At 42.1% G+C, this 14,769-nt stretch carries 17 protein-coding genes and 1 tRNA gene; 9 read left to right on the forward strand and 9 right to left on the reverse strand.

Features of this window, described 5'->3' with window-relative positions:
* Positions 1-19: 19 nt before the first annotated feature.
* From C7475_RS17035 to C7475_RS17050, 4 genes are all read right to left on the reverse strand, one after another.
* Positions 20-313 (reverse strand): GNAT family N-acetyltransferase, encoded by a 294-nt coding sequence (locus C7475_RS17035; RefSeq protein WP_110054581.1) that lies wholly within the window; start codon positions 311-313, stop codon positions 20-22.
* A gap of 68 nt (positions 314-381) precedes the next feature.
* Complete coding sequence (locus tag C7475_RS17040; RefSeq protein WP_199236245.1) at positions 382-1,356, reverse strand: bifunctional methionine sulfoxide reductase B/A protein; 975 nt, start codon at positions 1,354-1,356, stop codon at positions 382-384.
* 13 nt (positions 1,357-1,369) lie between these two features.
* Positions 1,370-1,813 carry a hypothetical protein gene (locus tag C7475_RS17045; RefSeq protein ID WP_110054582.1) on the reverse strand — a complete coding sequence of 148 codons (444 nt, stop codon included), beginning with the start codon at positions 1,811-1,813 and terminating at the stop codon, positions 1,370-1,372.
* A gap of 74 nt (positions 1,814-1,887) precedes the next feature.
* Positions 1,888-2,241 (reverse strand): hypothetical protein, encoded by a 354-nt coding sequence (locus tag C7475_RS17050; RefSeq protein ID WP_110054583.1) that lies wholly within the window; start codon positions 2,239-2,241, stop codon positions 1,888-1,890.
* A 434-nt stretch (positions 2,242-2,675) separates the two neighbouring features.
* Between C7475_RS17050 and C7475_RS17055 the strand changes: the two genes are divergently transcribed.
* The 3 genes from C7475_RS17055 (at position 2,676) to C7475_RS17065 (ending at position 4,396) form a co-directional block, all read left to right on the forward strand.
* On the forward strand, positions 2,676-3,116 hold the full coding sequence (locus C7475_RS17055; RefSeq protein WP_110054584.1) for a DoxX family protein: 441 nt from the start codon (positions 2,676-2,678) through the stop codon (positions 3,114-3,116).
* A gap of 117 nt (positions 3,117-3,233) precedes the next feature.
* Positions 3,234-3,638 (forward strand): nuclear transport factor 2 family protein, encoded by a 405-nt coding sequence (locus C7475_RS17060; RefSeq protein ID WP_110054585.1) that lies wholly within the window; start codon positions 3,234-3,236, stop codon positions 3,636-3,638.
* A 167-nt stretch (positions 3,639-3,805) separates the two neighbouring features.
* A complete protein-coding gene (locus C7475_RS17065) occupies positions 3,806-4,396 on the forward strand; it encodes a uracil-DNA glycosylase family protein (RefSeq protein ID WP_110054586.1) in 591 nt (196 codons plus the stop codon).
* 6 nt (positions 4,397-4,402) lie between these two features.
* Here C7475_RS17065 and C7475_RS17070 read toward each other — a convergent pair whose 3' ends face one another.
* Entirely contained in the window at positions 4,403-5,929 is a 1,527-nt protein-coding gene (locus C7475_RS17070) for a PLP-dependent aminotransferase family protein (RefSeq protein ID WP_110054587.1), read from the reverse strand.
* A 152-nt stretch (positions 5,930-6,081) separates the two neighbouring features.
* Between C7475_RS17070 and C7475_RS17075 the strand changes: the two genes are divergently transcribed.
* Together C7475_RS17075 and C7475_RS17085 are read left to right on the forward strand one after the other, a co-directional pair.
* Complete coding sequence (locus tag C7475_RS17075; RefSeq protein ID WP_110054588.1) at positions 6,082-6,999, forward strand: NADP-dependent oxidoreductase; 918 nt, start codon at positions 6,082-6,084, stop codon at positions 6,997-6,999.
* A 362-nt stretch (positions 7,000-7,361) separates the two neighbouring features.
* A complete protein-coding gene (locus C7475_RS17085) occupies positions 7,362-8,234 on the forward strand; it encodes an AraC family transcriptional regulator (RefSeq protein ID WP_158286527.1) in 873 nt (290 codons plus the stop codon).
* Between the two features lie 95 nt (positions 8,235-8,329).
* On the opposite strand, the gene C7475_RS33540 is transcribed toward C7475_RS17085, so the two are convergent.
* A complete protein-coding gene (locus C7475_RS33540) occupies positions 8,330-8,920 on the reverse strand; it encodes a Crp/Fnr family transcriptional regulator (protein ID WP_110054591.1) in 591 nt (196 codons plus the stop codon).
* A gap of 312 nt (positions 8,921-9,232) precedes the next feature.
* Between C7475_RS33540 and C7475_RS17095 the strand changes: the two genes are divergently transcribed.
* Positions 9,233-9,514 carry a DUF427 domain-containing protein gene (locus C7475_RS17095; protein WP_110054592.1) on the forward strand — a complete coding sequence of 94 codons (282 nt, stop codon included), beginning with the start codon at positions 9,233-9,235 and terminating at the stop codon, positions 9,512-9,514.
* 13 nt (positions 9,515-9,527) lie between these two features.
* Here C7475_RS17095 and C7475_RS17100 read toward each other — a convergent pair whose 3' ends face one another.
* Positions 9,528-10,730: an acyltransferase gene (locus C7475_RS17100; RefSeq protein WP_110054593.1), complete on the reverse strand. Its 1,203-nt coding sequence runs from the start codon at positions 10,728-10,730 to the stop codon at positions 9,528-9,530.
* A gap of 450 nt (positions 10,731-11,180) precedes the next feature.
* Here C7475_RS17100 and C7475_RS17105 point away from each other — a divergent pair, with 450 nt between their 5' ends.
* Entirely contained in the window at positions 11,181-11,720 is a 540-nt protein-coding gene (locus C7475_RS17105) for a hypothetical protein (RefSeq protein WP_110054594.1), read from the forward strand.
* Positions 11,721-12,105: 385 nt separating this feature from the next.
* Here C7475_RS17105 and C7475_RS17110 read toward each other — a convergent pair whose 3' ends face one another.
* Positions 12,106-12,756: a hypothetical protein gene (locus C7475_RS17110; protein ID WP_110054595.1), complete on the reverse strand. Its 651-nt coding sequence runs from the start codon at positions 12,754-12,756 to the stop codon at positions 12,106-12,108.
* A 120-nt stretch (positions 12,757-12,876) separates the two neighbouring features.
* Positions 12,877-12,950 (reverse strand) — tRNA-Pro (locus C7475_RS17115).
* Between the two features lie 376 nt (positions 12,951-13,326).
* Here C7475_RS17115 and C7475_RS17120 point away from each other — a divergent pair.
* Together C7475_RS17120 and C7475_RS17125 are read left to right on the forward strand one after the other, a co-directional pair.
* Positions 13,327-13,833 (forward strand): N-acetyltransferase, encoded by a 507-nt coding sequence (locus C7475_RS17120; RefSeq protein ID WP_110054596.1) that lies wholly within the window; start codon positions 13,327-13,329, stop codon positions 13,831-13,833.
* A gap of 210 nt (positions 13,834-14,043) precedes the next feature.
* Positions 14,044-14,745 (forward strand): membrane or secreted protein, encoded by a 702-nt coding sequence (locus C7475_RS17125; RefSeq protein WP_110054597.1) that lies wholly within the window; start codon positions 14,044-14,046, stop codon positions 14,743-14,745.
* Positions 14,746-14,769 lie beyond the last annotated feature (24 nt).

The following is a 14,769-nucleotide window of genomic DNA, read 5'->3' on the forward strand; positions in this document are numbered from 1 at the left end:
TTTGTACAGATGATTTCAATTAGCGCTCCGCCCGGATGTCTCCATACTTCTCCGGGTATTTGTTAAACATCATAGCGACAAAGCCGCATTCCGGAATTATTTTCAGACTGTTTTCACGTGCATAATCGGTTACTGCATTTACCAGTACCCTTCCATATCCACTTTTTCGCTGAGTTAGGCCAATACTTGTAAACCCTGCTCTTAGTATACCAGGAGTAATGTTAACCGTCATTCTTCCGACCTCCTTGCCATCTACATTTAGTGAAAAAAAAGAAATTCCTTTTTCTCCTTCGTGCATTTCGATCTTTTCCATTTTATATAGTTTTTTAAATAATTGAACATTCAAATGACAATCTTACATGGATATATATGAGGGCTTTGTTATTGCTTTAATTTGTCACGGTATGTATTCCGGAGCTTCGATAGTTTCGGATCAATAATTGCCTGGCAATACCCTCGTTCCTGATTCCTGCTATAGTAATTCTGGTGGGAATCTTCCGCTTTATAGAAATGTTCAAACATTTCCAGTTGAGTGATAATCATATCCGAATATGATTTTTGCATTTCATCAATAATCCTTAACGCGGCTTGCTTTTCTTCTTCAGTTCTGTAAAAGATTATGCTACGATATTGGGAGCCCTCGTCAGTGCCCTGCCTGTTTACAGTCGTGGGATTATGGGTGCTCAGATGTATTCTCAGTAAATCGTCAAATGAAATTTCATTTGGGTTGTACGTGATTTCCACCACTTCAGCATGGCCTGTAGTACCGCTACAAACCTCTCTGTACGTTGGGTTAATAACAGTTCCGCCACTGTAACCACTTTCCACTTTTGTTACTCCGATAATCTGTTGGAAAATAGCCTCGGTACACCAGAAACAGCCACCTCCAAAATCTATTTTCTTTTCACTGACATCTATTTTTTTAAGAGAAATTGCATTCATGCAATAACGAAGGCCACTGGGTTTTGGCCCGTCCTGAAAAACATGCCCCAAATGAGCATCACATGTATTACATATCGCTTCAATACGCAGCATCCCCAAAGTGTTATCTTTACGATAGGCGATCGCATTTTCCTTTATAGGCTGAGTGAATGAAGGCCAACCTGTTCTGCTTTCGAACTTTGTGTCAGCATCAAAAAGTTCTGTATCGCAACAGATACAGGCATATCTTCCAGGTTCGAAATAAGAACAGAGGTCAGAGCTGAATGGACGCTCTGTGCCCTTCAACCGGGTTATATTAAACTGCCAGGGGGTAAGAATTGCTTTCCACTCTTCTTGTGTCTTTTCCACTCTTTTATCAGGAGCTGGATTGCCGTTATTGGCAAACTTTATCACGTCAAGCCATTTGAGCATCATTGAAACTTTAAGGTTAAAAAATTGATTCGACCGTATACATCTTGTCATTGAAAACGAATGAGTCGTTCTCTTTTCTATCCATGAGTTTCCGATAAAACGGTGCCTCGGGTGACATTGCAACGAAATGTTTTCCGTCAAGGTCAAACTGGCACGCAGGTATTCCTATAATATAATAATCGCCATTGACCAATGCAACAGCGCCTTTCGTTACAGCGTCTTTGCTACTGAAATCTAAGTCACGGAGCTGCTTGATTTCGTTCTCCCGCTGATGGATTTGCCTTTCCATTGCTTGTAAAAATTCTTCGGTCTGCTCTCTGTGTGAATTGTCGTCAGCATCACGGACGTCCTCAAGATTCAGATCACCATCGCTTTGATAGCTGGCATATTCATCCTTCAGGCGCTGAAGGGTTTCCTGGTGAGCCTTTATGAGTTTCGCCTTTAAAGTAATTTTATCCATCTGGTCTCTTTATTAGCTAGTACGGTATCGTATGAATAATGATCACCTGGTTTTGATATTATTAGCTCTTGTTGCTATCCTTTAAAATATCGTTCTTCTACAACCTGATCGTTTTCCCATAGCGAACGGACAATTTCGTGCAGGTAGATATTGCTTCCATCCTTCATGTCAAAATCTAAAATGTATTCGGAAAAAGATACATTGTCGTCGGTGATGGACCGGAGAAGCGTAATCTCATTTACCTTTTGAATGGAGCCGACAAATTCGGTTAGCTTCTGCATCGCCATCTGCTTGCCATCAGTAATTCTTCCGTCAAATTCAATGGTCTGGATATTGGAGGCGTAATACTTTTCCGCAGCGTCAATAAGTTGACCACTGGTTACCATTTTATTCATGTCGTTTGATAATTCTTTCAGATTCTTGTTCATTGTTTTATTTTTTTTGCATGAATAATACTTGTATTGAACTAATTGATTTTAGACTTCTTTATTTGTGAACGTAACCGTTCATAATCCGGCTTTTCGCCATTTTTTATGACCAGCTTTTTACAGAACTGGTTACTTTCCGTTACAGTCATGTTGCTGATATTGCCACCCTATGATGCGTTCGAATAAGCAAAAGTGAAAAATGGCGGACTCGTTTAAAGTGACATTTGTCACAGAATAGAATGATAATCCTTTGTATGGCTATTATGGAGTTAAAACTCCCAACATGTAACATTAATTTTTTCTTTTTTTTGTGACTAATGTCACTTAAAAGCAGAAGACTCCTTGCGTCCTTTGCAAGAGAAATGCTTGTGTTGATGGACCGTAAGGCAATCACGCATCCCTGATATACATAGTGTCAATTAATGATAAGATCCATGATGAAAAGGGTTTTTCCAACTGCACAAATACTGTTACGTATCTCATTAGGAGCCGGCTTCATACTACCGGTACTGGATCGTATTGGCATTTTAGGCACACCGGGCAGTGCTAATGTATCATGGGGGAATTGGGCCAATTTTGCCGTTTACGCGAATAATTTGATGCCTTACTTTTCTCCCAAAATAGCTTCGGTCTTTGGCTTGATAGCTACTATTGGCGAAGGGTTAATTGGCGTGTTGCTTATTATTGGTTATAAGATCAAACTCGCCGCTTATGGTAGCTTCGCGCTTACGTTGGTATTTGCGCTCAGTATGCTTTTCTTTACTGGCTACCGGTCGCCATTTGATTATTCCGTTTTCCCGGTCAGCTTCGCCAGCCTGCTATTAGCTTCACTTCAAACACGAGGGAGGCAGGAAAATCAATTAACTGTTCTATAACAGGAACCTGGGTGAGTGTCGACTTGTTGTTGCGTAAAATCAGCTTTATGAATGCCATATTATAGGAATTGCAAAGGTGATGGTAGATGACTTTATATAACGCTAAATATTAAACAGATGAAATTAAGACCTGAATCCTTTCCGCTTCCTACCGGACCCGAGGGTGTCATTCCTTCGCTTATTGAGCGATTTAACTTCGGGAACGTCGATGCGATGATGGCGTTGCATGATCCGCACTCTGTGTTCGTCGAAAACGACGGCCGGCTCTTAACTGATCGCGCAGCGATCGCCGCACGACTTGATCGTGATCTCAAACTCGGCCTGCCACTGGCAGCAACTGTGCGTCACGTGTTCGTTGCGGGGGATATCGCTCAGATAGTGGTGGACTGGTCTATTGCGGGCAAGGATTCCGACGGCAACCAAGTGCAACTCGCAGGCTCGGCATGCGATATCGTGCGCCGGGGTGAGGATGGCTTCTGGCGGTACTTTATCGACAATAATCAGGGAACGGCCGTGCGATAGTCCGTCTGGCGGGTCCACCGCCAATGGCGATCGAGCCACGGAATAAAAGTCGAAATGCTGCTATTTTTGCAAGATCCGGAGTAGGCTATTTCTAACTATTTCGATAATTTTAAACTAAGGGAAAACACTTGAGGCATCGACTTCAAGTGTTTTTATGCATTTGTAAAATGGACATAATACTTTCGAAAATCAGAAGTTGCACTGTTTGCAAAGATTTTTTGCCTAACGTTCCCAGACCGATTATTCAGGCGAGCACGGTTTCGAAGATTGTAATAATAGGGCAGGCTCCAGGCCGAAAAGTTCAGGATAGTGGTATTCCGTGGGACGATGCCAGCGGTAATAATTTAAGAGAATGGTTGGGCGTCGATAAACAAACGTTTTACAACGAAAAGGTCTTTGGGCTTATCCCAATGGGCTTCTGTTTCCCAGGCAGCGGAAAATCAGGCGATTTGCCGCCAAGACCAGAATGCGCGCCCTTATGGCATCAGCAGCTTTTAACATCAATGACAGAGATAAAATTGACCTTATTGATCGGGCAATATGCGCAGAACTATTATTTGAAAAATGCTGCTAAGAGTACTTTAACGGAGACAGTAAAAAGCTACAACGACTACCTGCCAGATTATATCCCATTACCGCACCCATCGCCGAGGAACAACATCTGGCAAAAGAAGAACACATGGTTTAAGGAAAGTCTGATAAAAGTATTACAAGAAAGGGTAGGGGCGCTGCTGAATGATGACAAATATAGTTTGTAATTTTTCCTATTGTTTTCCGGCAAATGGAGTGAGCGCCTTTTTCCATATATCAATTGCATCTGCCATTTCTTTTTCATCTAAAGAGCAATAGCCTATACGTATGAAATCATTTGGCCTGTAAGTATCTGGCTGAAAAAAATAATTACTGCCGTCACTGATCTTTAATCCTAACTTTCCGGCATTCAGCGCAACTGCTCTGCCACTTATGTCCTTTCTGTAAGCGGCCCAGATGGCCAGTCCGCCGTTCGGCTGCGTAAACGTTAAATATTCTCCCAGTTGTTCACGAAGCAGCCGGCAAGTATTTTCTAACCGTTCCTGATAAACCTTATGTGACTTTTTGAGGTGCCGGGAAATGTCACCGGTACTTAAAAGTTCGGCCGTCGCTTCTTCCAGTAATTGTTCACCTTGCCGGTCTATTAACTTGCGAATGGCGGCAGCTTCGTTTATTACCACTTCGGGAGCCACTATGAACCCGATTCGAATGCCAGGTGCAATGCTTTTGCAAAAAGAGCCTACATAAATAATATGTCCGCCGGTATCCAGACTAGCCAGAGGTAAAAGAGGATTGCTTGAAAAATGATAATCGAAATCATAGTCGTCTTCAAGCAATGCAAATCCGTACTCGTGGGCAAGGTTCATAAGTCGCATACGTCGTTCTGCACTCAGCGTAACAGTGGTCGGCCGGTGGTGATGAGGTATAATATAGATCATCCTCGGCACTGCCCTTTTACATAATTGCTCAATCGTGTCTACATCCATGCCGTCTTCATCTACAGGAATAAATGTCAGATTTGCTCCTGCGAGCTTAAAGGTTTGATTTGCGTCCCTGTAACCGGGTTCTGGTACAAATACGCTGTCACCGGGACGGATAAGCAACTGTGTAGTTAAATAAATGGCCATCTGCGTCCCTTTCGTTATCAATATTTCTTTTTCGGTGATCTGCAGTCCTCTGGTCTTGTTGAGAAAATTAGCAAGCTCGACCCTGAGACGATAGGAACCATACTCTGGTCCATACATAAGAAATTGATTTCCTAAACGGCCCTTTCCGAATCTTCTGTACTCTCGTACCAGTTCCTCGATAGGGGCGATTCTGGGATCAGGAAAACCGTCGTCGATTTTATACAGGGGCGCCGGCATTCCCGGAAGATTGAGTTCCGTATTTGGATCTGTTTTCGTAGTTATATCAGAAGGTCGGTTTATCAGTGGATAAGCGGGGTGTCTGCTCCGTAATATTTTTTTGCTGTGTTGATTAATTGTACGTGTTGAAGTATCAGGGAGGCGGCTGGACACATAAACACCACTTCTTTCTCTTGTTTCCACCCAGCCTTGTGCATTCAGTTCCTCATAGGTCGCTACTACTGTTTTGCGGTTAAGCTGCAGGCTCAGCGCAAGTTCACGTGATGGGGGAAGTGCCTGTCCTGGTTTCAGAATTCCATGGCAGATGAGTTGAACAATTTCAGATTCCAATTGCCTGTAGAGAGGACTATAATCGTCGCCTTTTTTAAATGAAAGTTCAAGAAATTTTTCAATCATAATTGGACCCCTATATATTTAGAAATTGGCTCCCTAAGGTAACTAAATTTAGCTCTAATTTTAGACCAACGTTAAGATATCATTGTGACTTTATAGATTAAAATCATACTGAAAACAACACTATATGTCAACAACAAAAAAGGAGGTGTGTTATGAAAGCAATTATTGTAACTGACCAGACAGCCGGAGTAGCCGGAATGAAATTAGTAGAACGTCCGGAGCCGGAGGCAGCGATAAATGATGTAGTTGTTCAGGTTCACGCATCCAGTATTACCGGGGATGAAATTACATGGCCATCTACCTGGACCGACAGGTCAGGCCGCGACCGGAATCCCTCTATTCCTGGCCATGAGGTGGCTGGTGTAGTTACCGCCCTCGGTTATGGAACGACAGGGCTGTTTGTAGGACAGCGCGTATTCGGCCTTACAGATTGGTATCGCGACGGCACCCTGGCGGAATATGTAGCCGTTGAGGCACGTAACCTGTCACCATTGCCGGCAGATGTAGATTTTTCAGTTGGCGCGGCTCTTGTGATGCCTGGTCTGACCGCATGGCAGGGATTGTTTGATCATGGACGTCTCCAGGCAGGTCAGACTGTCCTTGTACATGGCGCGGCCGGCATAGTGGGTTCAATGGCATCCCAGTTAGCACGTGCTGCCGGTGCATATGTCATCGGCACAGGCCGTGCAGGCGGTCGCCAGACAGCGCTCGATTTCGGTGCACATGAGTACATCGACCTTGAAAACGAAAAGCTACAGGACATCGGCAAAGTGGATTTAGTCTTCGATATCTTCGGCGGGGATATCGCCATGCAGTCCGCAAGCGTGATAAGGTCCGGAGGAAGGCTGGTGACCATCGCAGGGCCGACTGAAGCTCAGCCTGTCAATGGGTCGGCAATCGACTTTGTGGTCGAAGCAAATCCAGGTCAATTGACTGAGATCGTACAAAGAGTGCGTGAGGGACTTCTGCGGGCTAGTATTGGCAATATAGCCAGCCTCAATGACGCCGTTGCGACCTACAATTCCAGCAACCGTCCAAACGGGAAAACGATCATCCGCGTTCGTCCTTAGAATCCGGGACCCTGAGGTGTATGCCTCCCGTCGATTATCGTTTCCATCTTCTTAAAACAGTAGAAAAGATGGAGTATGTACGCCCGTTTTTGGGATGGACATATTCCATTTTTCCTATGTTGGTAATGTAATGATCTTTCGGATTTGCGGAGGATAAATCAGAAGCTGGTAAGGCTACTCCAATCAGATTTACAGCCTTTCCAAACGGCACATATACAACAACTACAGAACTGCAGTATACTATAACGCTTATATACAGCATAAGGGAAAATTATTATTTCTCTGCATCCGCAAAACCTTTGAATTTATCGAAGCACATATATCATTGCCAGGCAAATGGCAATGAATGAAATTGTTGAATGATGAACGAACAATTAAAAATTGAATTGGTAAATCCCCAAACCAATGTGTTGGCATTTAAACTGATACAGCTTAATGACGACGAGTATTTTAGAAGTCTGAAAAGCTTTAACTGCTATAAGATCATTTTAATTAAGAAAGGAAAGGGGCAATTGACTTTTGATACGGCCAGGTATGAGTTCTCTGAAAATTGCTTGATCAGATTCCCCATATACCAACCTTTTCAAATCGAGTCAGATGGCCCGCTTGACGGAATATTACTTCGGTTCCATCCTGATTTTTTCTGGAACCATAAATACGATGTGGAATTGACGAGCAAGCAGGTGCTGTTTAAGAGTGTTGGTGAAATTCCTTTGATAAAAATCAGTAATGAGGAAATGGCCCAACTGCTGCATCCCTTGGATCAACTCCTTTCAGAGCTTAACGACGACCGTTTAGGTCGTTACGACATTGCGATTTCCTGGGTGAAAATATTCATGATCTATGCCTCACGGATAAAAAAAGAAAGAGGTATCATTCATTCAGCATCACTTTCAGAGGGGCATTATGTTACCCGGGAATTGATCAATGCAGTTGAAGCACACTTTCAGTACAAACACCGGCCGGCAGACTATGCAAAGCTATTGAACGTTACTGTCAAAACGCTGAATCGTATGGCTAAGCAATATCTCGGAAGGACTATTGGCGAGATAATTTCAGAGCGCTTAATAACACAAGCCAAACATGAATTATATTTAAGTGATAAACCAATAAAACAAATTGCTTTCGATCTTGGATTTAATGACGTAGCCTATTTTAGCCGTTTTTTTAAGACGCATGCTACTGTGTCTCCGGAGGTATATCGTAAATCGTTGAGGGTCGATGTCAATTCATAATCAATCACTCCGAACGGTTTGTAAATTTCAATACGAGCCCGTGCACATAGTGGGTTTAGCCGCTTCCCCGAACCTCATGCTGTAGATAACAAACATTATTGATTAACCATGTTGCTGCGTATCCTGGCTAGTGTTTCCCTTGATATGCCAAGATATGAAGCGATCATAAACATAGGGAGGCGGTGATGCAATTGCGGAAAGGATCGGATAAATTGCCGGTATCGTTCTTCTGCCTGATGACTGAGCATCATATATATTCTGTCCCTGTTTGTATTATATTCGTCCGTGATAATTTTCGCATATAGTTTATCGAAATTTGGTATCTCTCTTAAAAGTGTTTTGAAGCTGTCTACCGAAAATTGTATGATAGTGCTATCCTCCAGCGCATCTATAAATTCATTTGAAGGTGTGCCGGATAAAAGACTTACGCGGTCGCTTACCCAATGATTGGCTGGTGAAAGACTGAAGATGTGCTCGTTACCATTGTTGCCGATCCGATATGACCGAAGGCATCCGCTGCATACGAGTGTGTGATACCTACATATATTTCCCTCACGCAATAAGTATTGCTTCTTATTAAGCTGCTTGGGTATTGCCTGCGATTTAATAAATGCAATCTCCTTATCTGAAAATAAGCTATAGGTTCTGATATAATTTTCAAAATAATCTAATATACTCTCGGACATTAATTCGGGATAGCTGATTAGCTTAAGTAAAAGAGCTCCATGTTCTCCGTGTCGTCATTTCCAGGTCCACTATTGAGGTCTTGCTCATTTTTTATTTTGCATAAACTCTACTTGGCTCATTTATTGAGATAAAATTAACCTATATAACAAGGCCGGTAAATGGACAAAAGGGACATTTTGTTGTAAAGTCAGTCCGGCGTGATAAATATTACATCTGCCAGTAACATCCGGCTTCTGTGACATTTATCAATGTGTACCGAGATCAAATCATTTACTTTAGTACTCTAAATTTCGTTCTAAAAATTTGCGCTAATGAAAGCTGTTTATAACCATCAGGTGATTGCAGAAAGTGACGATACTATAGTTGTTGAAGGAAACCACTATTTTCCTCCCGAATCAGTTAAAAGCGAGTTCTTGTCAGTATCTAACATGCATACGGTTTGTCCGTGGAAAGGTGTGGCCTCGTATTATCATGTAATTGTAAACGGAGAAAAAGCAGAAGATGCAGCATGGTATTATCCCGATACCAAAACTGCTGCCGAAAGCATTAAAGGATATATAGCGTTCTGGAATGGTGTCAAAGTGATCAGCTAAATGATTTTCAGGTTCAGACAAGCGATGTCCTGTTTACCTTCCCGGATGAACGGACTTTGGCCCTGTATTTCTTGCCAAGTGCGATGAATCTTACCTCTACATATGTATATGTAAAGTAGGAGATAGTTATAGTGAGTCCCAAAATCACCAACGTGAATATATTATCGATGTAGACATTGTGACTGGTAACAAACCTTATTTTTTCCGATCCGTTATCAGTGATAGTAATTAAGTTCTTATGCAGGACTTTTCCTGCCATTGTAATAACTGGCATCAGGGCTGCAAGAATACCTGCATGAATGATATAGATTGAATAAGATAGCTGGCCTAAAAAGAGGAAAGGCCTGGCTTTTAAAAGATCGGAAAGTGAACCCTTCTCAAATGCAAAAACCAGTATAGTAAATGCAAATATCAGGGAGATATAAATGTTCTTATTTTCAATGTTGGCCAGTGTAATTAAAACAACAGAGGTAATAGCCAAACATTCTAATAGCGTAAATAACATTTTATTTAGAACAGCAGCCTCGGTTTTCTTGTATATAAAGAAGAGGAAGCATCCTGCAAAAAAACAGAACAGACCCCGTAATGCTTCATATGTTGGTATATTAATGTGTAGGAATAATGCCGTCAACGCAGTGAGGGATATGACTGCAAAAGCGAGCTTTTGCCTCGCCGGGATAAACATCAGCACCAATCCAAAAATCACGTACAGATAAAACTCTATGCTGATACTCCATGAAACATAATTAAATGAATTTGAGCTTATACCAGGAATCCATGCGTGAATTAATAATAGATTTGGAAGGATCTGGCCGGGGGCCTGTTGATCCGTGAACGGTTCCTTGTCAAATACCATACCTTTGGAAGAACCGTATAATTTAAATAGTTCCAGCCCCAGAAAAAATAGAAGCATTAGGATATGCATAGGGTACAGCCTGAATGTTCTGCCTATCATGAAGTCTTTCATTTTCTCCCTGTTAAACTTCGCTTCACCGTAGGTGTAACACATTACAAAGCCACTCAGTATGAAGAAAAATTCGACAAAGCGATGCCCATTCCTAAAAAAGGAGTATTCTGAAAAGCTGTGTAAGATGCGGGTATGAAAGAGAACGACAAATACTGCGCAGATACCACGAAAGCTGTCAAGTGCGTGAAATCGTCTGGCAGCAGAAGGGGCTTTAATAGTATGCGTTGTATTTGACTGACGAGCTGACATCTAAGATTATATTTTCCTGCTAAAATAGAATTTTAGGATAAATATTTCGGTTTTAAGTATATATAGACGAAATAAGTATCAGGTTGAAAAGTTGAGGTATTTGTGTGCTCAGCATAAGCTTCAGAATATTCAAACAGGGGAAATTCTACACCCGTTACCCCTCGTATCGAATTCCTGAACCGGATCATTTGGCGATCAGGTAGTCATTACGCCACACAATAAGACTACGTAAGCACGGTTAATCCTTTCTGGAAAGTTAGGTAAGCTACCTTTAGGCATGATATCGGCTTATTAAAAGTGTACTAAAAGGATATTAAAAGGGTATTTATATATCAAATCGATATTGAAGTGACCTTTAGATGACCTTTTAATGACATTTTAGATTAGTTATACGTACCTTAGAGAAGCGATACAGTAAACTTGTAATTATAACCTCAAAACGACCTTTTTATGGCCATTGTTAAAGACAATATCCTCATGCAACTTGTACGGGGCACTCTCGGCAAGCAAATCACGATCTACGAAAGGAACGGGCAGATCATTATGGCGAAAAAACGCGGCCCTTCAAAGAAAAAGCCTACACAAAAGCAGCTGGAGGCGAGGCATAAGATGACTATTGCTTCGATGCGTGCGCAGGTAATGCTGGAAGATCCGCAGGTAAAGGCTTACTACCAGTCACTGGCAGGGCCAGGTCAAAATGCCTATAATATGGCAGTGAAGGATGCTTACCGCAGTCCTGAGATCCAGAATATAAAGTTAGAAGATGAGGAGGTTGTAGTGACTGCGCAAAATGAGTTCCGGGTAGCGGAAGTGGAGGTAAGGGTAATAGACGCTGACGGTGTTATTACCGAGAGTGGGCGTGCATTTTCAGGCTGGAACGGGATTGATTGGCATTATAAGATCACCGCGTTGCCTCCAGGCAGTAAAGTCATTGTGATAGCGAGAAGTTTGGTGGGAATTGCAACGGTGAAGGAATTGCTGATTACATAAGAAACGTTACCCGTTTACAAATTCTTCCTGGATGGGAGTTCTGTCTGCATATTCTCGAATATGCTTCAATTTGTTGACGATGGCGGATTACTTTGACATGTGTTGTTTCCACGTTAAAAGTGGACGGGTGTAGCTATGACTTTTCCTGTTGACCTATAGTTGTTGCTCTTTTTATTTTTTGCTGTTTAATTTAATCACAGAGATTCCCCTAAGTTTTCAACGTGGTCCGTTAACAAGACAATTATTCCAAAATGATACACAAACAAAAAAGCCCTACAGTCCTAACTATAGAGCTTTTAATTTTGTCGTGACGTCTATCCGATCTGGAAGTACTTCAATGTATTGATTTTCAATATAACTTGCGGAGCATTTTGCTTGTATGGACCTATTTCTTATAAATAATTAAATAAGCCATACCCACAGAAGCGTTTGCATTTTCACCTGCTGAATCAGGACCTATTTTCAAGCCCATATCCACTTTGTCGGAAGGTAGTTGCGTGTACAAATTCCCTGTTCGTCTTAAAATGCCAGGGTAACGTTCGGGAGCAATAATGCTACTGTTTTCTATAGCCTTACTATTTGTCATGTCGTATAACTCTACCTTTGCCGGAATCGGGCTACCCGATGTCAAGGCAACTGCCATGAAAATAATTGAGTCTACATTCTGATAGTCACTTTTACTAAAGGAAGGGAAAGCCGGAAGTATGGTGCCATTTGGATCATTAAACGACAAATTGCCTCCTAGATATGCAGAGAGGACAACCTGTTTATCTGTATTGGCATTGGAACCATTACAAACATACTTTGTATCTTGAATTTCTTCGCCATCAAGTATATTGTTCCTGTTTTTATCAATGCCATTTTTAACAGTGATGCCTCCATTGGGGCATTTTTCTCCCGGCGCGTTTTGTTCGATGTCAACCAGGCTTTGGAGTCCGTTAGGGCCTTGTTCTTTATCCTTTTCGCAAGATGTTGATAAAGCAGCTGCAACGAAAAGTGTAATAAGAAGCCGTTTCCTGATAAACAATTCTTTCATAGTAGTTCGTAAGTTTTAGGTGATCTTTCCGTACATCCTGTATGAGCAGTTAAGACCTGCTGTAATTATGCATAATGAAAAAGCCTTTAACTATTGATAAGTTAAAGGCTTTCAACAAAGTCGGGACGACTAGATTCGAACTAGCGACCCCTTGCACCCCATGCAAGTGCGCTACCGGGCTGCGCCACGTCCCGAACCGGTACCGCCGGTTTTTCACGACGGGATGCAAATGTAATGATAAATTTCATTTTTAAAAATTTTAATAAGCTTATTTTCTCTCTTCCGGAAACAGCTGACTATCAGTGTACTATCTGGTGGAAATGCCTTTACCGGGAATATATCTATCGAGATTACCCCACTTTTATTTATGCCCTTAAGTTCGTCCTGAAGGACGGCAATTTCCTGACATTATAACGGCCGGTATTTACATGAAAAGAAGAAAATGGATATACATGCCCTGTATACCTGTTTAGAGGAGAAAAACGCCCCATTTATCTGCATTACTGATGTCCAAAATTAGTAACGCAGAGTGTCCCCGGATGTGTATTTTTGCACCAAAAGAGAAGAATAATGGAATTGCTATACAGACAAGCGGCTGCTGGGGAGATAGACATCGCACTGGTAATGTTAAAAGAAGCGGCGGAGGCAATAAGGCAAAAAGGGCTGGATCAATGGAGCATCTGGCTGAACCCTGGAGAGGACCAGGTTAAATGGATCCATGATGGTTTTGCTAACGGAGAGTTCTACTTTGTCGAAAATGAATCCGGAAGGAGCGTCGGTATGTTCCGGCTTTCAGAAGAGGACATACTTTACTGGGGCGTCCAGGAGAATAAAGCCGGCTATATCCATTCTCTTGTGGTAAGAAAAGAATTTGCAGGGCAGGAACTGGGGCAGGTGATGATGAAATATGTTGAGAAATATTTACTGACAAAAGGCATAAACCTCCTGCGACTTGATTGTAATGCTGCCAACAAATGGCTCTGTGCTTACTATGAAAACGCCGGTTTTGTTAAAGTAGGGCAGAAGCAAATGCCGCATGCCCTGAACAATCTATATGAAAAACAGCTACGATCCTGAGGCTGTTTTGTATATAATAATTCTGGTCAGGGCTTCAATATCCGCTTCCTGCTCACGCTGTAATTATCAAGTCCGGGTGATGCCGGAATGCTTTAATCCAATTCTTCATAGCGTTCAACTTCATCTGCATACATCGGATAGAGGTCAACGATATTGATTTTTCATACCCCCATCTTATCCCTTATATTTACATTATAAATCCACCAAGTTATGAAAACACTCACCAAACTCTTCTTCATCGTCCTGTTTGCTATTGCAACGGTTTCCCAGTCAAAGGCCCAGTCAGAAGTTCTTGGCGCATGGAAATCCACCGCCGGTGGTACTACCTCTTTACTGTTGGTCACTCCGGGATATTTCAGTATTGCGGTGTATGATAATAGTGGTTTTAAATCCACGCAGGGAGGGACCTGGTATTCTTCTGATAACGGCGGTATGCTTAATATAGAGTTTAACTCGGCAGACCCATCAAAGGTGGGGAAACAATTTGCATCCACTGCTGAGTTCAATGAAGACCAACTCACCACCACATTTGATGGTAACACAACAACCTGGAATAGAGTAGATAACGGCAACAGCCAGATGACCGGTGTATGGCAGATAACAGGCAGGGAAGCGAATGGAAAAATGACTGAGATGAAACCCGGTGACAGAAAGACGATCAAGATCCTTACCGGTACAAAATTCCAGTGGATAGCAATGAATACCAAAACCGGTGAGTTCTTTGGCACGGGTGGAGGAACTTATACTTTTGAAAACGGTGTATATACAGAGAACATAGAATTCTTTTCAAGAGACAACAGCAGGGTAGGTGCTTCTTTAAGTTTTAAGGGGTCATTAAATGGTAATACATGGGATCATAGTGGTAAGAGTTCAAAAGGAGATCCTATTCATGAGGAATGGACGCGCAAGTGATGGCTGCGTAATATGAAATCTACG

The sequence above is a fragment of the Chitinophaga sp. S165 genome, assembly GCF_003182155.1.
In the GTDB taxonomy this organism is placed as follows: Bacteria; Bacteroidota; Bacteroidia; order Chitinophagales; family Chitinophagaceae; genus Chitinophaga.